Below are 23449 nucleotides of genomic sequence, written 5' to 3'. Positions count from 1 at the left end.
TTACTTTATCTTAATCATGCAGCAGCTTATACACAACGTTCTCTTCTGCCTCTTCCCCAGTCTTTTCCTTCGCTTGGTCCATCGTGCCGACAAATTCCAGCTTTCCTTCCTTCAAGACCGCAAACCGATGACACACATCTAATATTTCATTCAAATCATGGGTAATATAGATAATCGTCTTTCCTTTTGCCGCCAGCTGTTTAATATAACGAATGATCTCAAGCTTGGACTGCAAATCAATTCCGACCGTCGGCTCGTCCATTAACAAAACGGACGGTTCATGAATAAGTGAAACGGCTATGTTTAGCTTTCGCTTCATGCCCCCTGATAAATTTTTCACTTTTTCCTTCCATCTACCTTCGAGCTGTACAGCTGAGCAAAGAGACTGAAGCTGTTCATTCGACAGAGAGCGTGAAGTCATTTTGCTCCACATTTTCATGTTTTCTTTTACGCTAAGCTCTTCCCACAGCGCTATGTCCTGTGGAACATAGCCAATGACTTCTCGAATCGCTTTTTGATTTTTCTTAAGCGATAAGCCTCCAATCGTGACATTCCCGCTTGAAGGAGCCGTAATGGTAGACAAAATAGACAGAAGCGTCGACTTACCAGCGCCGTTTGGTCCTAAAAGACCAATGACTTCTCCACTTTCTACAGTCAGCGTAACATTTGCTAACGACCGTTTTTTTCCGTATGTTTTGCTAACATTGTTAATTTCAATCATTTGATGCTCCTCACATTCCACACTATTTTAAACGCGCACAAACATATACATGCAATGGAAACAGCTATCTCTTTCCAAATGAACGTAAGCGGCAGTGCATGCTGATACAGAAGCAGATGCTGCGGAAGCCACTGACTTATTCTTTCAATCGTTGCAGAAAGCTCTCCTACTGGGAAAAAGCTCCCTCCTATTATACTGAGTCCTGTGACCATGACAACGCTGATCATATAATAAGATCCAACTCGCTGACTTTCACTTGCAAGCCACGTGCTAAAAGCAACGCACACAATCACATAGATACACATATACAGCAGCACACTGTAAGACTCTACTCCATACAGCCATTTAAATAGAGCAAAGCTTATGAGAGCTTGAAACACGTATAGCACAGCATAAGCAGCGCTGACGCTTCGAATATAACCATAAAGCCCTTTTTGCATCGTTTTCATTCGTTTGAAAAGATGCTTCCTCTCTCTAATCATCCAATCTGATGTGAGGCAGCAAAGTAAAAGCGTAAAGAATCCCCATAGCGGCACGTATCCGGTCACTTGAGCGCTCCCTTGCTTCGTATGCTTCGTTCCTTGCGCCTCGTAATCAATTGTCATCAGCGGCTTTGGCTTCCACTGGTTATCGGTATAACGATACGCTTCTTTCCATAAATCCGGTCCTGCATGAATGTTATAAACTCTATATAAAAAACGCACTTCATTTGCCGCTTTAACATTTGTCGTTAACCTTGTCACTTCACTCGCCACGACTTCTCGAACCGCTTCTGTGGCAACTGAAGAAGGCAGCGTGAGCAAATCAATGACTCCTTGATAATTCCCCGCTTCTACTTCTTGTTGAAATCCGTTAGGAAACATAAAAATGCTGTCAATTTTATTTTTGGCCAGCTGCTTTCTCGCTTGTTCTTCATTTAGGGAAATAAACTGAATTTCTGTTGTTTTCTGTAGTCGATCCACCACTTGTTTAGACATTTTGCTATGATCTTGATCGACAAGAGCAACAGGTATTTTTGAATCACTTTGTACTTTTGCTAAAAACGAGCTGCTAATAATCGTTCCTATTAAAGGTAAAAAGAAAATCATGATAACAAGCATAGGGCGCTTCAGCAGCTGCTTTATTTTTTCACTCATCATTTTCTCCACTGCCTTTGCAGCGTCATCACGTAGCCAGCAGCAAGAACAAAACTTCCCGCTGCTGTAATGAGAATAGGCTTAAGGTAAAGAAAAGCTTCGTTTGTGTTATATCCATCAAATTCATAAAATAACAGCTCCAAGACGCGGGTGTTGAGTGACCATTTCTGAAAAACACTCGCCCAGTCCGGTAAATAGACGACCGGCACAACATGTCCACTTAACATCGCACTCAGCAAAATAAACAGCAAACCGGTTATTTGATAAGCTTTTTGTGATAAAAAAAGAACCCGAAGCAGTAAAAACAAACATAAAAAAGCAAACAAGCTTCCGCTTACCCCTAAAAAAAGCTCTCCGTACGTACCGGTTACAGGCAGTTTTAGTCCTCTAAGGAGACTTCCAAACAAAACGACAGAGACCGGTAGCAAAAGAACATACAGAGCCGTCAGCTGCGCTAAATAAATGTGGACAAACGATACACCTCTTGTTTTCATTCGAGCCAGCACGGGAGAAGTCTGCGTTTCACTAGCAAGCAGCCATCCGCCGTAGCTCCAAATCATAAGCAGCAAAGCAGCCAAAGACAGGACATAATATTGCTTCATATCCTGCTGAAAGAAACTCGTTTCTATTTGTTCATCAAATAAACTTCCTCTATCTAACACGTGAAGCCCAAACGTCACCAAGCTCTTCTTAAACTCTGCGCGTCTATTTTCATCGGAAACATTTTCTTTTTCTAAAAAGGCATCAACCGTATTAATACCGCTTTGAGCAGCTGACGTGTAGTCGGCTGCACTTTCCATCACATAGCGAAACAGCTGTGACTGAAGCGGCTTATTGCTATTTCCAATGACGTATAAAGGCTGATTTTTTCCATGAGCAATATCGTGACTAAAACCTTTTGGCAGCGTTACAATGGCTGCCACTTTATTTTGCTGCAGCAGCTGTTTAGCTTTCTGTTCATTCGTGTAAAGAGGCTTCATGATCTTGCGAAGCTTACCTTCAGTCAACTGTTCGATGACGTACTTCGTTTGTGCAGTGTCATCTTTATCCACAATTGCCACGGCGAACCGATTTACTCTCTCCTCACCTTGCATGGTCTGACTAATAATGATCCCTGCTCCAAGTAAAAACAGAGCAGGGATCATTATTAGCAGTATGAGAGATTTTATATTTTTCAATAGAGCTTTACATGTAAAAAGAGTCAAAGAGAAATATATCTTCATCTGCTTTGCACCTTTTAGTAACCAGCGGTTCCCATATTCATCATGAGACCTTGAACATTTTTAGCGAAATTTTCTTGAATCGACAGCATATCTTCAGGCGTTACATCTTTTACATTTGTTGCATTAGACGCATCAAGCTCTGGAATAGTGGCTGATTTTTTTAATTGAGAAGCAGAGTCGATTTTTAACGTAACGTTTGCCGGATCTGCTTTTGGTCCTATTTTTGTACGAATATCAAACGAATAATCTGCTTTTCCTTTTGAAGCACTTATTGCTTGATTTTGCTTTACTTCTCCGTTTACTACTAGATCTTCTTGATCACCTAAGTCTAAAGAGAAAGTACGGTCAGCCGTTTGTTTTGCATCGGTTTTACCGTTAATTACTGAATTCATTTTAAACGTCATATTCGTGTCTTCATCTTTTGAATCTTTTGTTAACAAATGAATAGACATGTTTTCTTTTCGTTTTTCACTTTCCGTTGTTACGTTATTTTTCATATCAAACGTAAACGCATCATCGGTAGTGCTATCCGCTAAAACTGCTTTAAACTGCTTAGCCGTTTTGTTATCTTCATACGGAATATTTTTAGTTACTACGTTAAGTTTGCCTTTATCGTTAGAAGCATTTTTTACGCCCATGTTCATATCGCGAGCTACCACAACATCATCTTGAACGTACACAGTTGATTTAACACCGCCAGGGTAAGTCGTATCTTTTGCTTCTTTTTGGAAGTCTTGAAGACTTTCTTTTACTGATTTTTTCAATTCTTTTGGATCCGCCATATCTTTTAATTCTGGATTCGTTGCTGCCGAAGATTTAAACAGCTTAGATACATGATTTGCATAGATGGTATGAAGCTTGTCATCTTTTGCTACCTTCGCAATAAGCTTATCCATAAATTGTTTTGTTTCTTTATCAGACATGTTAAGCGTCACGCTTGTTAACTGAAGCGTTTTGCCATTTGTTTTATAATCCACATTTTTTTCTTTGGTAAAATAATCGCTGTCTAGCTCATCATAAATGAACGTTCCGTACTCTTTTGCAATGTAGGTCTTTTCTTTTTCCGTTAACTTTAAGTCTTCTAAACTCACGTTGCTTGTGTTAATATCAAGCGTTTCAGGACCTGAATAAGAAGGATCGAACTTACGCGCTACCTGTCCATATTCGTCTAAGTTTAAATAGAAATATTCATTTGCAAGAATCGGGGCTTTAAAACCTATTCTTTCTTTTGTTTGAAAGCCTTCTAGGTCAAGCGCTTTTGAACCGCCGATATTAAGAGCCAGTGAACCGTATCCTTCACTTTTTTTCGGATCTTGTTCCGCTTTAATTTTAATTTCCGCTTTACTAATAAGATCTTGAATCATTTTAAAGCTTGGATCATAGGAAAGTGAATCCATGTTAAAGCCGCCTTTGATAGTAGCATTTGTAGTAGAAGGCTGCTTCATTGCTTTTTCCTGATAAGCCATCGTTTCACTGTACTTTGTTTCTAATTCATCAGCTGCTTTTTGATACGTATTTACTTCAGAAATTAAGTATAATTGCTTAGGAGATTTTTTAAATACCGTAGCAAATGTAATTGCTCCTCCAATAATCACAATTAAAGCTGCTAAAATGATAATCCATTTAGCCGGTGCTTTTTTGGGAGCGGGCGCTGTTTCTAGCGAAGCCGCTGTTTCGTCTGTTGTTCTGTTTTGATCTTTCTCACTCATCTACACCAGAACCTCCTATGTATTTTGTTAGTCACTTTGTACATGATAAGGAATGGTTTCCATAAATTCTACTACTTCGACAAAATAAGACAATAATTAGTTCGATAAACCGATGTCTTTCGGTGCAATACCGTGTGCAAAGTACTCTACTTAAGTACCCAATATATTGAAAATAAAACCAATTATTCAAAACTATCTCAATAACTATTAAAATAGGTAAATGACTTAACTTCTTATTTTATTACAATATATTCCTATTTTTAAGCATTTACACCTAAGAATTACGAATCGGCACTTTTTCTATAGTCGATTCTTTTTCCTTTCATCATATACAGGTGATATCTATGTACGCCTTTATGAAAAGATGATAAAAAAGCAGCGTTTTGTTCTGGTTCGAAAGGGAAATAATATAAGAAAGCTTTTTTCTTGCCGGTGATATAAAAATCGAGTAAAGTATTGCTAAATACATTTTACACAATTTAATTTGAGGATAGAAAAAGGAGGATATCATTATGAATATACGCGTCACTCCTTCTGCAAAAGAAGCGTTGCGGAACGTAGAACAAAATCAAATGATTCAGCTTTCTTTTGATCGAGGAAGCTGCGATATTGTTAATACAATTTATGAAATGAAGATCATCTCAAAGCGCAGCCTTCAATCCTATGAAAAAGTTGTAACGGTTGAAGACTTAGAATTTATTGTTGATGATGACATGGAAGAAGTGTACGACAACGAGCTGGTGATTGATCACGCAGCAGGTGCTTTTATCTTCAAAAATCACAACCAAATTTTTAATAACCGCGTAGGATTGCGCTATATCAATTCATAGAAAAAAAGCAGGGAACTAACTCCCTGCTTTTTTCTTGCATATGTTAGGAAACTCGCTTCTATCGATTGACCTTTAAGCGCTCTTGGATAAATAACAACACGTTCACAAGGCTGTTTTCTTCATATACATTCACTTGCTGACGCTTAAATTCTCCTTGTTGATGGTAGTAAATAATATCTCCCGTCCCTTTGTCTTCATTCATATGTAAATGAAAACTAAGCGGCGTTGCCAAAATAGATCCGTCTTCATCTCGCTGAAGAATTTGACAAAGCGTTTGATTCCCTTGTTTTTCAGATAAAAAGTCATAGCCAAATTGACGTGCTAACTTTTCCACTTGTGCAGCAATAAGAGCTGTAATCTGTTGATTGTCTTTCATAAGCAGTATTTCTCCTTACTTCATCTCATTAGGGTTTTCTTCTTAGTATACTATACCTTAAACTTTTGGAGCTAACGACTTAACCTGTACAAATCATGACCACATGTCCATCCGGATCTTTTATGGTAAAAAACGAAAAATCTTCAAAAGAAGTAATCGGAGAATCAATCGTATAGTGCAGCCCTTTAACAAATTCATACGCTTCTTTAATATCTTCAGTATGAAAATTAAAAATTGGATGGAGACTAACCGCTATTTGTTTTTCTTTTCCTTCAGGACCTGCGTCTAGCGTTAATCCTGTTTCTCCATCAATGTTAAGATTATAAACTGGGTTCTTAACTTCGCTGATCTTGTATTCTTGATTCAATAACTCGCTATACCATTTTACCGAAGTTTTTAAATGAGATACGTGGATAAATACCGTATTCATTTTATTGAAAACAGGACTCGGCATTTTTAATCCTCCTTTTTGCTTTTGGTTCATTCTATACCATTATCCACGCATCGCTTTATACCTGCTATTCCCTTAACTTTTGCTCATAGATACAAAAAGCTTGCGAATACTATTCACAAGCTTTTTCTTCATAAAAAATATGTATGCTGTACAACTACAATCACAACCGCAATTAAAATCGAAGGCAATAAATTCGCAACTTTAATTTTAATAATTTCTAATAAATTAATCCCAATTGCTAAAATTAATACGCCCCCTACTCCTGTGACTTCGGCAATGATACTATTCATTAAATCTTGCGGCACAACCGCATTAATTTGCGTGGCAAATAACGCAATAATGCCTTCGTATAGAAACACGGGCACAGCTGAGAAAATGACGCCTATTCCAAGCGTAGTCGTTAATAATAATGAGATAAACCCATCCATCACCGCTTTTGTAAACAATACGCTGTGATCGCCGCGTATTCCGCTGTCTAATGCTCCTACGATTGCCATTGCTCCAATAACAAAAATTAGCGTTCCTGTCACAAAGCCCTGTGACATACTGAATGTTTGCTTGTCATTTTGCTGTGATTGAAATTTTCGTTCAATTATATTGCCTAGAAGGTTTAGCTTTTCATCTAAATCAATGAACTCACCAATAACTGCTCCAATGGCTAAGCTCAAAATCACAATTAAAAACTGATGACTTTTAAAACCCATTTGTAAACCAAGCGTGATAACGGATAACCCCATCACTTGCATCACCGTCACGCTTACTTTTTCAGGAATGCGGTGAGCAAGCTTGCCCATTAATGTTCCTACAACAATCGCTAGTCCATTTACTAATGCTCCTATAATAAACATGCTGTCACCTTTACTTTGAATAATGCCGTTTCTGTTTTCATTTGTTCTACTTCCTCTCTGCTCTGCACTAGCTGTATCAAACACACTAAATTTTAACATAAAATTCTTGCAATTATGAAGAAAAGAAAAAGATCCGAACGATGAATCATTCGGATCTTTTTCTAAAACACATTTGTTCCAGCCTTTTTATTAAAATGTAATAACGTCTTTTGTGCCTTGCTTTTGGTAGCCTGTTTTTAACAGCTTCACTTCTTTATCCGCTGGCAAGTTGGTAAATACAACCGGTGTCACAATAGACGGTGCATGCTTTTTAACATAGTCTAAATTCACTTGTAAAAGCGGCGTCCCTTGTTGAACGCTGTCACCTTCTCGAACAAGCGCTTCGAATCCTTCGCCTTTTAAATTCACGGTATCTAATCCAACGTGAATGAGGATTTCAATTCCTTCTGCTGTTTTTAAGCCAATCGCATGTTTTGTTGGGAACACGGTCATGACTTCACCGTTAATCGGTGATACGAGCGTTCCTTCAATTGGTTCAATCGCAAAGCCGTCGCCCATCATTTTTTGTGAAAACACTTGATCTTCCACTTCACTAAGCGGCTTTACAACGCCTTCAAACGGTAAAACAAACTCTGTGTGTGCGTCTGCTTGAACAGCCTGTTGTTCAACAGGTGCACCGGTTGACGCCGTGCCGTATTTAACTAATTGATTCATTGCGTCTGCAACAAACTCTACTTCTGTTCCGACAATGACTTGAACATTTGTTTTGCTGAGCTTCATGATTCCTCTCGCTCCGTGGCGCTTTAAGGCAGCTTCATTAATATTGCCGGCATCAGCTACTTGTAAGCGAAGACGAGTCGCACAGTTATCAATCACGGTTAAGTTTTCTTTTCCGCCTAGATCTTCAATAAAATACGATGCCATATCCACATATTTATCGCCTGTTGCTACAACCGTTTCGTTTGATGTGTCTACTTCTTCATCATCTTCACGTCCCGGTGTTTTTAAATTTAACGCTTTAATCAGCGTGTAGAAAATGATAAAGTAAATCACTGCATATACAATTCCAATTCCCGCTAACAGCAGCGGTTTTTGTGAAATTCCGTAGTTTAAGAAGAAATCAATGGCCCCTGCTGAAAATCCAAATCCAGCGTGAATGCCAAGAGCAACGGCTAAAGCCATCGATATTCCTGTTAAAACGGCATGAATAACGTATAGTAGCGGTGCTACGAACATAAATAAAAATTCAATTGGTTCCGTAATTCCTGTTAAAAAAGAAGTAACCGCAAGCCCAATTAACATACCGCTGACTTGTTTGCGCTTTTCTTTTTTAGCTGCTGCAACCATCGCAAGCGCAGCTGCCGGTAAACCAAACATCATAACCGGGAAGAATCCAGACATGAAGGTTCCTGCCGTTGGATCTCCTTTAAAGAAGCGATTCAAGTCTCCCGTTACGCCGTGATAGTCTCCGAATACAAACCACACTAAGCTGTTTAACACGTGATGCAGCCCAATTGGAATTAATAGACGGTTTAAAAATCCGTATATACCTGCCCCAAGCGCTCCTGCTCCTGTAATCCACGTTCCTAAGTTGTTAATTTGATCTTGAATGGGGGGCCAGATAACGCCAAAGATTCCTGCAAGCGCAAGCATAACGACTGACGTAATAATCGGCACAAACCGCTTTCCTGCAAAGAAGCCAAGCCACTCGGGCAGCTTAATCGCTGAGAAACGATTGTATAGTAAACCGGCCGTTACCCCTGAGACAATCCCGCCGAGTACACCCATGTTAATATCTTTATCAATAGCTACAGTTCCTTTTGTTAATACAAAATAACCAACGACTCCGGCAAGTGCTGCTGCGCCGCTTCCATCTTTTGAAAGCCCTACAGCAATTCCGAGTGCAAACAGTAGTGCTAAATTCGCAAAAATCGCATCTCCGGCTTGAGCCATAAATGGAATATCTAATAAGTCCTTTTGACCCAAACGAAGAAGCAATGCCGCAGCAGGTAATACTGCGATTGGCAGCATAAGCGATTTACCAATACGTTGTAAAAAATTCAGCATGTTTCTATCCCCTTTGTATAACGTATTTAACCCGATGTTACGAGCAAGGATTTTCGTAACAATATTTATCGGATGACAAGTTACCGCATTCATCCCCGGCCTATGATTACATCATCAGCTGAAATAACGGCGGTTTTACTGCATGGACTCATACTAGCACATAAAATATATAGTTGTCTATACCAATTTTCTTTTTAAAAACCTCTCTATATCAATGTTAAAAGCCCTTACAAAACTTTCTAGTTCACAAAAAAGAAACAACTGGTCTAGACAACTATTCCAAAAAGCGTTACACTTAAATCAATACAACGAGCAAAGGAGTGTATGTATGGATACACATTCATCCATCATTATTTATAATGTAACCGTTTATAGTGAAAATCAGACATTAAAAAACGGGTATATTAAACTAACGAACAAGAAAATTACTGAAATCGGAGAGATCCATCAATACGTACGTCAGCCGAAAGACCATGTGATTGAGCTTTCTCCTTCCTATAAAGTGATTCCTGGTGCCATTGATGTGCATATTCATGGCGTTAACAATGCCGATGCGATGGACGGTACAGCAGAAGCATTAAAAACAATGGCACGTACGCTCCCAAAAGAAGGGACAACAAGCTTTTTAGCAACCACTATGACGCAGTCGAATAAAGCGGTTGAAAAAGCGCTTCGCAATGCGGGGGCTTATATAGAAGAACAAACAGATGCAGATGCTGAAGTAGTTGGTATTCACTTAGAAGGTCCGTTTATTTCACCAAAACGTGCGGGTGCACAGCCGCCTACTCACATTCAAGATCCGAATGTAGCACTGTTTCAAGAGTGGCAAAAAGCAGCCGGAGGACATATTAAACTTGTTACGTTAGCTCCCGAGCTGCCAAACGGCTTAGCGCTTACTTCTTATTTAAAAGAAACAAACGTCGTCGCTTCTATTGGCCATTCTGACAGCACATATGATCAAGTTGGTGAAGCCATCGAAGCAGGAGCTTCTCATATTACACATTTATATAACGGCATGCGCGGCCTTCACCATAGAGAGCCGGGTGTATTAGGCGCCGCTTATTTGAGAGATGAATTATTTGTAGAGCTCATTACAGACGGCATCCACTGCCGACCTGAAATGGTCAAGCTTGCGTACGATCAAATTACAAGTGAACGCATGATTCTTATCACGGATTCTCTTCGTGCCAAATGGCTAAAAAACGGTACGTATGATTTAGGCGGACAGCCTGTTCACGTAAATGACACAACGGCTACCCTTGCAGATGGAACGTTAGCGGGAAGCATCTTAAAGATGAACGATGCGATTAAAAACACGATGAGCTTTACGAACTGCTCATTAGAAGACATCGTAAAAATGACCGCTGAAAACCCAGCAAAACAGCTTAATCTGTTTGATACAAAAGGAAGCCTTAAAATTGGAAAAGATGCGGATATCGTGGTGTTAAATGAAAACTTAGATGTTGAAATGACATTTTGCCGAGGCACATTGAGCTTTCAAAAGGAGGACTAACAATGAATATCATCCAAGTGAAAAATTACAGTGAAATGAGTGCAAAAGCAGCTGATATGCTGATTAGCAAACTTCATGAAAAGCCAAATATGAATCTGGGACTTGCAACGGGAGGCACGCCGAAAGGATTATATGATCGTTTAATTCAAGATCATAAAGAGCACGGCACGTCTTACAAACACGTTACTTCCTTTAACTTAGATGAATATGTCGGTATGAAGCCGCAAGATCCAAACAGCTATCACTACTATATGGCAGATGCGTTATTTAATCATATTGATATTGACGTAAGCAACACGCACGTTCCTAACGGCCTAGCTGATACGCCTGAAGAAGAATGCCGCCGCTACGATGAAATGATTCAAAATCACGGAGGGATTGACCTTCAGATTCTTGGAATCGGCCAAAACGGACATATTGGCTTTAACGAACCTGGTACGTCATTCAACTCTCCTACTCATATTGTGACGTTAGAAGAGTCAACGCGAAAAGCCAATGCGCGCTACTTTAATTCTCTTGACGAAGTGCCTACTCAGGCTATTACGATGGGAATTGAATCGATTATGAAAAGTAAAGAAATTTTACTACTTATCTCCGGGGAAGCCAAAGCAGAAGCGATGTATCAGCTGCTTAACGGAGAAATCACAGAAGACTTCCCTGCTTCTATTTTAAAGAAGCATCACTGTGTTACAATTATTGCGGACCAAGAAGCTTTAGCTAAAGTATCGACTACGGTTTAATTTATAGCCTCCTCGTCTTTTTTAGATGAGGAGGTTTACATAAAGGAGAGAACTTAAGTGATTGATAAAAGCTCACCTCTTCCGATTTATTATCAAATTGAAGAACAGTTGAAAAGACAAATTGAAAACGGAGAGTTAAAACCAAATGATTCGCTTCCTTCTGAACGAGAGTTTGCAGAACGATTTGAAATCAGCAGAATGACCGTTCGCCAAGCGATTAACAATTTAGTAAACGACGGTTATTTATACCGTCAAAAAGGCCGCGGCACCTTTGTATCTGAAAAAAAACTGGAGCAGCAGCTCGTTGGATTAACGAGTTTTACAGAAGATATGAAAGCGCGTGGAATGGTACCAAGCAGTAAGCTGCTGAGCTTTGAAATTATTGCGGCTTCAGAAAAAATTGCCGAGCAGCTGCACATTTCTCTTCATGCACCTGTTTATGAAATCAAGCGTATTCGTTTAGCTGACGACGTACCAATGGCGCTTGAAAGCGTGTATGTATCTGCTAACTTAGTCAAAGGATTAACAGAATCCATTGTTAACGACTCTCTTTACCGCTATATTGAAGAAGAGCTCGGGCTGAAAATTGGCGAAGCCAACCAAACGTTAGAATCCATTTTAGCTTCTGAAACCGAAGTGAAGCATCTTAGAATCAGCTCATATTCACCCGTTCTATTGATTCAACGAAATACGTATTTGCAAGACGGCACGCCGCTTGAAGTGGTGAAGTCTTCGTACCGAGCAGACCGCTATAAGTTTACGATTAACATGACACGATCTTAACTAAGGAGTTTTTTTATGTCTAGTTTATATCTACAGGAACTAACAAAACTGCTTGCTAAAGTGGAGGCGCATGAACAGCAGGCAATGGAATCCGCAGCCGAGAAAATCTCACAGCAACTAGCTTCTCATCACCTCATTCATTTATTTGGGTGCGGTCATTCTCATATTTTAACGGAAGAAGTGTTTTACCGTTCCGGAGGGCTTGCACCGATTCATCCTATTTTTGTAGAAGAACTGATGCTTCATAAAGGAGCTTCGCGCTCTTCACAGCTAGAGCGTAAAAACGACTATGCTTCCACCTTTATGGAAAAAGAAGATATCGTACCAGGCGATATTATGATTGTCATTTCTACGTCAGGCGTAAATCCTGTTCCCATTGATGTGGCCTTAATTGCAAAAGAAAAAGGCGCCTTTGTGATCGGGCTTACCTCTCCTTCTTATGCCACGAGCCGGGCTTCGCGGCATAAAAGCGGAAAATACCTTCATGATGTCGTGGATCTTGTTATTAATAATCACATTCCAAAAGGAGACGTTCTTCTTCATCAGCAAGACATTTCTTTCGCTTCTGGTTCTACTGTAATCGGAGGCGCTATCCTAAACGATGTCCTATCTAAAGCCATCCAAAAACTGCTCAGCCGTGGCATTACGCCTCCTGTCTTTTTAAGCGGTAACATGGAAGGTTCAGATGAACATAACCAGCGGTTGATTGATGCTTACAAAGGAAGAATTACTGCCCTATAACAGCCCCTGCGGCTGTTTTTTTGCACAAAAAAAAGATGCTTGAAAGCATCTCATCAAAGTCGGACTGTACGATTTGGACTAGATCTCCTCTTTATCAGTAGAAGTCTTGTTCACAGCACCATAACCTACTTATCCGACATAATTACTATGTTTAACATAATTATACTCTTTTATACCTTAGGTGTCAAATAAGTTATAAGAAATTTCGTAGTGCATTCATTTGAAGATTTTTTTGCGGTAATGTTCCAGCTGCCTTTTAGCTTCTTTCATAATTGTTGTATGTATGATTTCATCCGTGATGGTAAAATAATTTACTATACTTAATTTATAGATTTTACATATAAATTTCCGCCAAAATTTTGTATACGATTTCCTGCCGCATCTCACAAAAAAGAAGCTGCATCAAAACTGATGCAGCTTCTTCCCTTCATATCATGCTAATTATTTCATGTTCATTTGCCCTTGTGAGGCCCTTTCGCTACGTATATCGGTTCATAACGAGAGTACCCATTGTGAGATCAGAATATCTGCTTTTCATGTGAGGTAATACGTTTGCTGAAGTTGCTGTTAAGTATTCCAAAACTAAACCAGTCCCTTCATGAAGCTAAGTATTTACCTTTCACAGTAGCCTTAGAAAAATTTCTATCGGCTCTGTACTATTTGTATACCACGTTTCAATTGAACTAAACTAAAAAATTTACTTTAATCAAAAAATTCTTACCACAGGGCTACACCCATTAACAGCGAATTACAAATGGAGCTTTAATCCTTCATGAGAAGCTGTGAATCCAAGCTTTTGATAAAAACGCAATGCCTCTGACCGCTCTTTATCCGTGGTTAGTTGTACTAACTGACAATTACGTTCTTTCGCTCGTTCAATCGCCCATGTAATCAGCTGATATCCAACCCCTTTTCCGCGCTGTGATGAAGCTGTTCGAACTCCTTCAATCGTGGCTCTCCACCCGCCTTGTCGTGCAAGGTGGGGTGTAAAGGTTATTTGTTGAACCCCTATTACTTTACTATCTTTACATGCGACAATCAGTTCATTGTTTGGATCCGCATCAATTGCCTGAAATGCTTGAACATAACAGGCTGGAAGCGGTGATTCGTAGCGCTCTCGTTTGCTTCCAAGCATATCATCAGCAAGCATTCCAACAATTTGATTTAAATCTTCCCGCACTGCTTCTCTAAAGGTTATTTCTCCCATTTCACACAGCACCTTTCCCGTGTCTATTTATGATATTAAAAAGAACGCTGACGAACAAGCTCAAAACCGATGCTACAAACAAAGCAGCCGCTAAAGCACCAAGACCCATTCCTTCAAAGCCGCCAACTCCAAACATGCTATATAGAAATAGAAATATGCTTATTAGCATGCTGCTAAGTGAAATCCCGTACTGCACGGGCGAGTTCCTTCTATAGAAGAAGTACGACGCACCAAACAGCAGCACAAAGAAGGCACCCATTAATCCAAATAAAGAAATCATTTACACCCTCCTCCCCTCCAAAAAAGGAATTTATATCCATTATATACTATCATTTTTATTTATTCTATCTATATTACTAGCCCTGCAGCCACAACTAAATAGACATGACCAAAATGGCCATGTCTATTTTTCTACTATATTAAAAAGAAAGTTCTTTGAACCAAAAAGAATAAGGGGCTAAACAAGCTTCATCAATTTCATTCATACGTTTTTTGCATCGCTGAAGCACCTCAGCAGGAATGTGTCGCTCTAAGTATGCAGATTCTCCGTTCGCTTGAATCGTTTCTTCTACTAGTTCTTCAAACACATCTAAGCATGCTAAAAACTGTGGAAAAGTTGTATTAATAAAGCGCTCGCAGTCATCGTTGGACGTATCGAGCAGTACAACAGAACCGTTTTGGTGGTGAAGACAAATTGGATCTCCAGCGCCTGTTGTTCCTAAAAACCAGTATTGTTGATAGCGAGATGATAACTCAAATGTTTCGCATAGCGTTGTTAGCTTTCCTTTGGATGAAACGAACTCTAGAAATGGTGAAGCTTCTTTGGGCAATCCTTTTTCTGTTAGCAACTTCTTTATCTCTTCATCAATATCAAGGGGTGCAAGCTGTTCGGCATCAAACTTCATTCGTTTTTCCTGTCGTTGCATCACATTTGACAACTTCTTTCACTCCTTTTCACCATTTGCTCTTTCTTTGCTTTTGTTTATTATAAAAGAAATCCAGCTCGTATTATATGCTACAAATGAACTTAATTAGACTGAAAATTTTTCCAATCTTTATTTATATAGCCCGATTTCCTCTTTATAAACACAGGTAAAAAGAAACCGATCAGATTTTCTCCAGTAAATTCTGCTTTGAAAAATAATTCTCATTCCCTTCTTCCCTTTTCAGCGTACTCTCGCCTCTTATAAACAGGCTCAATCTTTATTATTCCAATTTTTTCTACTTTTTGCAACTAGGACTTATCTCACCATTTCTTATGCGAGATTAATAACTTGACAAAATACTAAAATAAGCAACAGTAATTATTTACAAATTTTTAAACTTTATGGTTTAATAGGTATGTAATTCCTGTTTTTTACTATATTTTTTTGGAGGTTTAACATGAAAAAAGGGTCAATTTATCGTTTTATTGCTTTTGCTTTAATGTTCACCTTGTGTTTTAGCCAATTAGGCTTACTCAAAACACAAGCGGCAGGCAATCCTCCTGCTAATGAAAAAACATTAAGCATTGGTAAAGCAGCAAAAGGAACATTTACAGAACCAGAACAAGCACATTGGTACAAAATTAATCCTTCTAAGCAAGATGTAGCAAAGTTTTCACACTACCGAATTAAGCTTCAAAGTGATGATGAAGTAAATATCACGGTTTATTCTAGTCTTGAAAATGCCAAAAACAACGTGGCATTTGACCGTTATATGGGATACTCTTACAAAGATGAACCTGCTCAGCTAGATTTTCCAATCGCTTGGACTGGCCCTTATTATGTAAAGGTTGAGTATTACGGAGATGGAGATCTTATTGTTGAAGATGATACCGAAGAAGGTGGACAAACTCCTTCGGAACCTGAGCCGGAATTAAAAACAGAAGTTCCTTACACAATCAGCTATGAAGGCGCTTCACTTCCCCCTTCTCAAATGGAGGCAGAAGAATGCCCGGCTGAATTAAGTACAAGCCAAAAAGAAAACGGAAAAGGTATTTTAAAAGATTTGCGTACGATTCGTGACGCTGTGCTTTCAAAAACAGCAAGCGGAAAAGACCTTTCTTCTCTTTATTACAAAGCCGCTCCGTTTATCAGCTCTAAAATGATTATTGATAAATCGATGCGCGAACAAGTATACAAAGATTTAGTTCAGCTAAAAGGTCTATTTACAGATGTAGCGAAAAACGGCGCATCAAGCACGTACATGATTACAAGTGCTGATCAAAAAGCAATCAATGATTTATACAGCATCGCATACAAATCTGTTCCGGCTGCTTTAAAGAAAGATTTAGAAAAAGTAGCAGCACAGACCAAATTAAAAGACGTAACGGACTTAAACGTATCGTCTGTATTAGTAAGAGCTAAGTTAGTCAGCGCAAACAGCGTTTCAACAAAAGCTGAAACTCGCTATATTGTTAAATTAAAAGATGGTGCAAATGCTAAATCATTTAAAACAAAAGCACAGTCAAAATCAGCAAGCATTGAATCTATTAATCCATTAAAACAATCAGCTGCTTCTTTTGATAATATGTTTGTTATTCAATTAGATGACAGCAATGGAAAAAGCTTCAGCACGTCATCTGCTCAAGGTAAAATGACGGCAAAACAAATTCAGGCACTTCCTGAAACTGAATTTATCGAGCCGGTTCAAGAGTACCACGCTCTTTCAATGGATTCACAATATCCGTATCAATGGTCATTAAATAACACGGGTAAAAATGACGGTACTCAGCATGCCGATATTCAATACGAATCACTTGAAAAATTACTAAATGGTCAAAAGTTAAAAGATACGGTTATTGCCGTTGCCGATACGGGTGTCGATTCATCACTAGCTGATTTAAAAGGCGTGGTGGATACAAAAACAGGCTATAACTACGTGGATCGTTCGTCAAATGCAACTGATGACAATGGACACGGAACTCACGTAGCAGGTATTATCGCAGCCTCTGCAAACAATAACTATTCAATGGCCGGCATTAATTCTCATGCGAAAATTTTACCGGTTAAAATTCTAGACGCATCTGGTAGCGGAGATACAGAACAAATTGCGTACGGTATTAAATACGCGGTTGATCACGGTGCAAAAGTCATTAACTTAAGCCTTGGCGGATCTTACAGCCGCGTGCTTGAATATTCATTAAAATATGCATACGACCATAACGTAACGGTTGTAGCTGCAAGTGGAAACGACGGTATGGAAGAGCTTTCTTACCCTGCTTCATCTGCCTATGCGATTTCAGTAGGCGCATCAAACCGTTTAGATATCGTATCTGACTACTCAAACTATGGAAAAGGATTAGATATTACAGCTCCTGGCTCTGATATTCCAAGTCTTGTTCCAGACGGAAACGTCACTTATTTAAGCGGAACATCCATGGCAACACCTCACGTGGCAGCCGTTGCGGGATTATTGCTATCCCAAAACCCAGGCTTAAAGCCAAAAGACGTTGAAAAACGCCTAACCGATACAGCTAAAGATATTAAATTTGATGAAAAAGATGCTCCTGTATACGATGACGAAGAAAGTCCAGCAGAACCCCCTGCTCCAGGCTATGATTACGTATCAGGATGGGGACGTTTAAATGCGTACAGCGCTGTAAGTGCACAGCAGCTGCAAGCGCAGGTAAATCCATTTGTCAGCACGCAAAAAATTATTACAGGTAAAGCTCAAAGCGGTTCAACTGTTAAAGTAATGAACGGTTCAAAAACACTTGGCACAGTTAAAGCTGATGCAAAAAATACGTTCTCTGTGAACATTCCAGCTCAAAAAGCTGATACCGTTTTACAAGTAGTTGTCACAAACGGAAAAGCAAGTACGAGCATTCGTGCAGTTGTTCAAAAAGTACCTGCCAAACCAGCGGTAAAAGCGGTGACGAATAAAGATGAGTATGTAACAGGAACGTCTAAAGCGAATTTTACGGTAAATGTTAAAAACAGCGCTAAGAAAGTGATTGCTTCAGCAAAGGCTGATGCAAAAGGCGCGTTCAAAGTAAAAATTCCAAAACAAAAAGAAAACACAGTCTTGTACATCACGGCTACAAACAGCCAACAACAAGAAAGTGAAGAAGTAAAAGTAACGGTGCGTGACGTTATTGCTCCAAATGCACCTAAAGTAAATCCAGTCAACGATGCGGATACAGCTATTAAAGGAACAGCAGAAGCAAATGCATCTGTTGTAGCGAAAGTGAACAACAAAGAAATCGGCAAAGCAAAAGCCAATGCAAAAGGTCAGTACAGCATTACGATAAAAAAACAAAAAGCAGGTACAGCAATCAGCGTAACAGCAGCAGACGCAGCCAACAACACAAGTAAAGCTGCGACTGTAAAAGTGAGCGATAAAACTCCTCCTGCTGCACCAAGCGTAAATGCTGTCACAACAAAAAGCACGGCTGTAACAGGTAAAGCAGAAGCAAATGCTACCGTAACGGTAACAGTCAACAAAAAAAGCATCGGCTCTGCTGCTGCTAACAGCAAAGGACAGTACTCAGTAAAAATTAAAAAGCAAAAAGAAAAAACAGTCTTAAGCGTAACCGCAAAAGACAAAGCGAACAATACGAGTAAAGCAACAACAAAAACGGTGACAAAATAAAGAAAAAAGGCGCTTGGCTTATGGCCAAGTGCCTTTTTGTTATAACAGCTGTTTGTTTTTAAAGTATTTCCACATTCCCCACGTTAACACAATTAACATAACGATAATAACAGCAGTAGCCCAGTGGGAATTCTGATATGGAATCGGTACGTTCATTCCAAAAAATCCGGTTACGAACGTTAGCGGAAGCATAATTGTTGAAATCAGCGTTAAGACATTCAGCTTTTCAGATGAAGTTGCATTGGTAATAGAATAATACGTATCAAGCGCACTGTTTACGAGGTCTCTAAACGTTTCAGCAGAATCTACAATACGCTCTAAGTGGTCAAGCAAATCAATGTAGAAAGGAACATTTTCTTCTCGTATATCGAATTTCCACTTTCCATTAACCGTTAAGAAAATTCGGCGCTGAGGCAGAATAACGCGACGGATTAAGATAATCGTTCTTTTTAACGCCAAGAACTCTTCTGTCACTCCGCGCACTTCTTTGTTGTAGATTTCATCTTCTAATTCATCAATACGCATGTCGATTCGGTCTAAAATCGGGAAGTATTCGTCCGTGATGCCATCAATCAAAGCATATAATAAAAAGTCGGCGCCGCGGTTCATAAACTTTGGATAACGTGAGCACACAGCATCCATTTTGCGAAGCCAGCCCATTTTATGTTTGTGAATTGTTACTACGTAATTTGATCCGACAAAGGCATTTAACTCAAGCGTCGTAATCTCGTCATCACTTTCTTCGTTATAGCGAAGCGCGTGAAAAACGAAAAATTTATAGTCTTCGTAATCATCCATTTTAGCGCGAGGACTGTCGTGTAAGCAGTCTTCAATCGCCAATGGGTGAAAATCGAATAATTTAGCAATTTGAGCAAGCTCTTGTCCGTGGACATCATACAAATCAATCCACAGCAAATTATCAGGATTGCGCAATTTCTCATGCACGTCTCCTAAATCAAGATTCGTTACCATTTCTTTTGTTTCATCATCATATAAGTATGTTTTAATCATTGATTTTTCACCTCACATCATTGAGGCATTAAGGAGTATTTTCCTTCGTTGAAATGAGAGGAACACATACACCTTTGTTGCCCCTATCTTGTTTTGCAGTAACCTTCATCGAAATGGGGTCATCAGTGCCCATTCATCTCACCTCCTAATTAGTTGAAGGAACGCTGACTTGTAATACAGCTACTTCACAAAGTTTAATTTTAACATACAATCCAACTCTAGCGTAGCGCTTTTTTCAAAACCTTTTCCTCACCTTTTAAAGTTTCAAACAAAACTTCCGATACTATAAAAGCAGTTATAATCGGCAATCGATAACTAATAAAGCTTGAATCCTCCCGCAAAGGTTCACCTAATCGTAGACGATCAGCCAAGGGGGATCGCCTACGATTAGGTCTAGAAAATCTACCATGGCCAAAGACCGGCCATGGTAGATTTTCTACACCGATAAACATTATATGTGTGATGGGGAAAAACGTGTAGGAATTTTTGGACTTTCATCGAATACTTACTTAACAAACTTAGATTACGAAAAGGACTGATGATACATGCATTTTAAACGTGAAGAACCGTTTCGCTTTTTATTTGAGACTCCCATTGTTGGAACGTTTTCCATTGCTAAATACGACAACAAAGAAATCGATTCTAAGCCACGTCCTTTGTCCGTTATCGACCTTTCACCAAAAGGAATCAAAATAATTACGCCGCTTGATTTACCTATTTTCAACCATCAAATTCAGCTAAAAATCAGCTTTTATTTAAATGAAAAACCCATTCATATTACCGGACTTTGCGTGTGGAAAGAAAAACGGCACACCGAATACCTTTATGGCATTGAAGCATTTAACGATGCGGAAGAACAAGCGATTTTAATTACAGAGCTCAAAACCTACGCCAAGAAAAAGCAAGATAAGCAATAAAAATAGCGCTCATTTGTTTTACTCCCCTTTTAAGATGGCAATACTACGAACGACTTCGATAGAAAAAGGTGAGACGATGAGCAGCAAAGCAAAAAAAGAGTGGATTGGCGGTCTCGTACTATTTTTACTCGTCAGTTTTGTCAGCATCACATTTGCAGGCTATCATACGGTGAAAGCTGCCGTTGATCAAACGTATGTACCGCTTGAGCATGGGAACAAAACACACGTCAATTTAAAAAAAGGGCAACCGTTTTCCCTGCTTTTAATTCAAGAGAACCATCAAAATACGTCATTTGTATATATGACTGTTAATAAACAGCATGAATCAATAAAAATGACCCACTTGCCAGGGTCAACTCAGCTCGGCAATGAAACACTGCGAACCATTTATCATCGAGGAAATATGAATGCTGTCGTAAAGAACGTCGAAACGTATGCAAAGCTTCCTGTTGATTATTATGTCAAAATGGATCAGCAGTCAGTCGTCGATGCTGTAAATAAATTAGGCGGCATTATCGTCACAAACAAACGTGCTTTTGAACACAGCAACATTGTTTTTCCAAAAGGATCAATTCGCCTTACCGGAAAAGAAGCGCTTGTTTATTTAAAGGAGCGTAATGAGCAAGACATCTTTACTGCCCATGAAAGGCAGCTGTCTGTAGCAAAAGCCATTTTCAGCCAAGCAGCTACGATTCCCAATGTTGCAAAGCTGCATTCTCTTGTATTTACGCTCGCTGATCACATTGAAACCAATGCACCCTTTAATGATATCAAACGGATTCAAAAAACCTACAAACCGGCCGTTGCTCACGTAGACAAGCAGCAGTTTCCGCAAAACGAATGGAATCAAAAACAAGTCACAACGCGGCTGTATAAGCACTTAGAACGCAAGGAGCTGTTTTTATAACCGCAGGAGATTGATTCCTGCGATTATTGCGTATGAGTTATATGTAGATGCATAATTAAATCCTTTTTGATTTTTGCTAACTTATAGAGAATGTGATTTTTCTATATAAAAACTGACCTTCGATTGATAGATGCGGCTTACCAATCAAAGGTCAGTTCCAACCCTAAGAGATCTTATTTAATGAATAAAAACTTCAGCATGATGATGGCGGTATGCTTTGCGGAAAACGAAATAAATTTTCCGGATCATATTTCGCCTTTACCTCTCGAAGCCTTGAAAAGTTTGATCCATAATAGGCTTTTCCGAAATTTTCAATATTTTGGTCAGGAACATTAACATATGAACCTGTTACATAAGGCTTCATCATCTGACGTACTTTTTCAACTGATGCAAGGCTAGCAGCTTCTTGTGATTTCTTTTCCCAACTAGCAGTCCATTCAGTATAAAACAAGGGGCTGCGCCAGAAAAAGGCTGTTTTGTGGCTTGGTACTTTACTGATCGCACCGCCCCAATTTATAAAAAAGAAGTTGGATTCTGTACCGGGAGCTTCTTCCAAGAATTTCTTCATAATTGAAATGGGCTCTTCCGGCCATAAATCAAGTCCCCATGATGAGGAAAATTTAACGCTTTGATCCGATCTGCCAGGGATTGGTTCGTCAGGGTCTAAGAAATCTATAGCATCTGGATAAGGTAATGTTTCTATCACGATTTGTGATGGAGTACCTGTATTTGTTAAAGGCTCTAATAATTGAATTAGCTCCTTTTTTGAACCCAAAAAGATACCTTCTGCATGACACAGACCATTTACTTTGCTGAAAATCTCGAGGATGCATCCTAGTCGTGAGTCTACAAACGGGGCCCAATTCTGCCACGTTTTAAATACCGCTTCTAGCTGTTCCCATGGCCAAATAATGTTGAAAACGGTTGCGGTTTTAGGTGCACGACGAACTTGAAACGCGTATTGAGTATTATATCCAAAGTTACCGCCTCCACCGCCTCTAGATGCCCAAAATAAATCTTCATTGCAAAATTTATTTGCTTCAATAATCCTGCCATGTGCATCTACCATTTTCAAGCCGACAAGGTTATCGCTTATAAGGCCAATCGACCGTGAGAGTACGCCAAATCCTCCTCCCATCGTAATTCCTCCGATTCCAACAGTTGGGCTATCCCCAAACGGCGCCATAAAACCTTCTCGAGCCAAACCTTTTACAAGCGGGCCTACGTGCACTCCAGTTTGAACAGTGGCAATTGCATTTTTTTTATCTAAGTGAACTTTATTCATGTCGCTCACATCAATAACAAGCCCTCCATTTACTACTGAAAGGTTCTTATCGAGAGCATGACGACCACTTCTGACGCGCAAGGGTATATTATTCTCACGAGCCCATTTAATAGCATTACTAATATCATATGAATTTTGTGCAAAAACAAAGACAAGAGGAAAGACATCAACATAAGGGTTCCAGTTCTTAACTGCCTCTTTATAACCAGGATCACCCTTAAAGATTACTCGCCCTGTTAGATGTGTTAATCCCATATACTATACTCCACTCCTACTAGATATTTAATTGCCAATACTAGTATATGCAGGGTTTTGACAAGCTCTTGGACAAATTATCTACTAACTTAAAAACATGCAAATCTACCTAAGCGTATACCTTTCACAGAGAATTTTTGGTGTTGGAAAA

General features: G+C 39.3%; 21 protein-coding genes. 8 read left to right on the top strand and 13 right to left on the bottom strand.

Going from position 1 to position 23449, the window contains the following annotated elements; translation table 11 throughout:
• Positions 1–10: 10 nt before the first annotated feature.
• From BG04_RS17425 to BG04_RS17410, 4 genes are read right to left on the bottom strand one after another with little or no spacing between them, the layout of a single operon-like run.
• Positions 11–721 (bottom strand): ABC transporter ATP-binding protein, encoded by a 711-nt coding sequence (locus tag BG04_RS17425; RefSeq protein ID WP_013055892.1) that lies wholly within the window; start codon positions 719–721, stop codon positions 11–13.
• Positions 718–1857: an ABC transporter permease gene (locus BG04_RS17420; protein ID WP_230586583.1), complete on the bottom strand. Its 1140-nt coding sequence runs from the start codon at positions 1855–1857 to the stop codon at positions 718–720. The genes BG04_RS17425 and BG04_RS17420 overlap by 4 nt, the downstream gene beginning before the upstream one ends.
• Positions 1857–3080 (bottom strand): ABC transporter permease, encoded by a 1224-nt coding sequence (locus tag BG04_RS17415; RefSeq protein ID WP_034653635.1) that lies wholly within the window; start codon positions 3078–3080, stop codon positions 1857–1859. The genes BG04_RS17420 and BG04_RS17415 overlap by 1 nt, the downstream gene beginning before the upstream one ends.
• Positions 3081–3094: 14 nt before the next feature.
• Positions 3095–4789 (bottom strand): DUF6583 family protein, encoded by a 1695-nt coding sequence (locus BG04_RS17410; RefSeq protein WP_034653638.1) that lies wholly within the window; start codon positions 4787–4789, stop codon positions 3095–3097.
• A gap of 512 nt (positions 4790–5301) precedes the next feature.
• Here BG04_RS17410 and BG04_RS17405 point away from each other — a divergent pair.
• On the top strand, positions 5302–5619 hold the full coding sequence (locus BG04_RS17405; protein WP_013082158.1) for an iron-sulfur cluster biosynthesis family protein: 318 nt from the start codon (positions 5302–5304) through the stop codon (positions 5617–5619).
• Positions 5620–5677: 58 nt separating this feature from the next.
• Here BG04_RS17405 and BG04_RS17400 read toward each other — a convergent pair whose 3' ends face one another.
• The 4 genes from BG04_RS17400 to nagE form a co-directional block, all read right to left on the bottom strand.
• Positions 5678–5995 carry a hypothetical protein gene (locus tag BG04_RS17400; protein ID WP_034653639.1) on the bottom strand — a complete coding sequence of 106 codons (318 nt, stop codon included), beginning with the start codon at positions 5993–5995 and terminating at the stop codon, positions 5678–5680.
• A 79-nt stretch (positions 5996–6074) separates the two neighbouring features.
• Entirely contained in the window at positions 6075–6449 is a 375-nt protein-coding gene (locus BG04_RS17395) for a VOC family protein (protein ID WP_034653640.1), read from the bottom strand.
• 128 nt (positions 6450–6577) lie between these two features.
• Entirely contained in the window at positions 6578–7297 is a 720-nt protein-coding gene (locus BG04_RS17390; protein ID WP_034655263.1) for a DUF554 domain-containing protein, read from the bottom strand.
• 189 nt (positions 7298–7486) lie between these two features.
• On the bottom strand, positions 7487–9364 hold the full coding sequence (gene nagE, locus BG04_RS17385; protein WP_034653643.1) for an N-acetylglucosamine-specific PTS transporter subunit IIBC: 1878 nt from the start codon (positions 9362–9364) through the stop codon (positions 7487–7489).
• 328 nt (positions 9365–9692) lie between these two features.
• On the opposite strand from nagE, the gene nagA reads away from it, so the two are divergent.
• The 4 genes from nagA to BG04_RS17365 are packed head-to-tail and all read left to right on the top strand — an operon-like array spanning position 9693 to position 13141.
• Positions 9693–10877, top strand: coding sequence for an N-acetylglucosamine-6-phosphate deacetylase (gene nagA / locus BG04_RS17380; RefSeq protein ID WP_034653646.1), 1185 nt, complete (start codon positions 9693–9695; stop codon positions 10875–10877).
• A 2-nt stretch (positions 10878–10879) separates the two neighbouring features.
• Positions 10880–11617, top strand: a complete 738-nt coding sequence (gene nagB / locus BG04_RS17375; RefSeq protein WP_033578330.1) for a glucosamine-6-phosphate deaminase — start codon at positions 10880–10882, stop codon at positions 11615–11617.
• 57 nt (positions 11618–11674) lie between these two features.
• Complete coding sequence (locus BG04_RS17370; protein ID WP_034653650.1) at positions 11675–12400, top strand: GntR family transcriptional regulator; 726 nt, start codon at positions 11675–11677, stop codon at positions 12398–12400.
• Between the two features lie 15 nt (positions 12401–12415).
• On the top strand, positions 12416–13141 hold the full coding sequence (locus BG04_RS17365; protein WP_013082151.1) for an SIS domain-containing protein: 726 nt from the start codon (positions 12416–12418) through the stop codon (positions 13139–13141).
• Between the two features lie 748 nt (positions 13142–13889).
• Here the strand turns inward: BG04_RS17365 and BG04_RS17360 are convergent.
• The 3 genes from BG04_RS17360 to BG04_RS17350 all read right to left on the bottom strand — a co-directional run bounded on the left by BG04_RS17360 (position 13890) and on the right by BG04_RS17350 (position 15277).
• On the bottom strand, positions 13890–14348 hold the full coding sequence (locus tag BG04_RS17360; RefSeq protein ID WP_034653652.1) for a GNAT family N-acetyltransferase: 459 nt from the start codon (positions 14346–14348) through the stop codon (positions 13890–13892).
• A 1-nt stretch (position 14349) separates the two neighbouring features.
• The gene (locus BG04_RS17355) at positions 14350–14628 is read right to left on the bottom strand and encodes a YesK-like family protein (RefSeq protein WP_034653654.1); all 279 of its coding nucleotides are present in this window, start codon (positions 14626–14628) and stop codon (positions 14350–14352) included.
• Positions 14629–14767: 139 nt separating this feature from the next.
• Positions 14768–15277: an SUKH-4 family immunity protein gene (locus tag BG04_RS17350; RefSeq protein WP_230586621.1), complete on the bottom strand. Its 510-nt coding sequence runs from the start codon at positions 15275–15277 to the stop codon at positions 14768–14770.
• A gap of 454 nt (positions 15278–15731) precedes the next feature.
• Between BG04_RS17350 and BG04_RS17345 the strand changes: the two genes are divergently transcribed.
• Positions 15732–18923, top strand: a complete 3192-nt coding sequence (locus BG04_RS17345; protein ID WP_034653659.1) for a S8 family peptidase — start codon at positions 15732–15734, stop codon at positions 18921–18923.
• A gap of 39 nt (positions 18924–18962) precedes the next feature.
• On the opposite strand, the gene corA is transcribed toward BG04_RS17345, so the two are convergent.
• Positions 18963–19934: a magnesium/cobalt transporter CorA gene (corA, locus tag BG04_RS17340; protein ID WP_013055874.1), complete on the bottom strand. Its 972-nt coding sequence runs from the start codon at positions 19932–19934 to the stop codon at positions 18963–18965.
• 545 nt (positions 19935–20479) lie between these two features.
• Between corA and BG04_RS17335 the strand changes: the two genes are divergently transcribed.
• Positions 20480–20851 carry a PilZ domain-containing protein gene (locus BG04_RS17335; RefSeq protein WP_034653663.1) on the top strand — a complete coding sequence of 124 codons (372 nt, stop codon included), beginning with the start codon at positions 20480–20482 and terminating at the stop codon, positions 20849–20851.
• A 76-nt stretch (positions 20852–20927) separates the two neighbouring features.
• On the top strand, positions 20928–21758 hold the full coding sequence (locus tag BG04_RS17330; RefSeq protein ID WP_034653664.1) for an LCP family glycopolymer transferase: 831 nt from the start codon (positions 20928–20930) through the stop codon (positions 21756–21758).
• Positions 21759–21951: 193 nt separating this feature from the next.
• On the opposite strand, the gene BG04_RS17325 is transcribed toward BG04_RS17330, so the two are convergent.
• On the bottom strand, positions 21952–23298 hold the full coding sequence (locus tag BG04_RS17325; protein ID WP_034653666.1) for an FAD-binding oxidoreductase: 1347 nt from the start codon (positions 23296–23298) through the stop codon (positions 21952–21954).
• Positions 23299–23449 lie beyond the last annotated feature (151 nt).

The sequence above is a fragment of the Priestia megaterium NBRC 15308 = ATCC 14581 genome, from assembly GCF_000832985.1.
GTDB lineage: Bacteria > Bacillota > Bacilli > Bacillales > Bacillaceae_H > Priestia > Priestia megaterium.
This window is presented reverse-complemented; position numbering and strand designations above follow the sequence as displayed.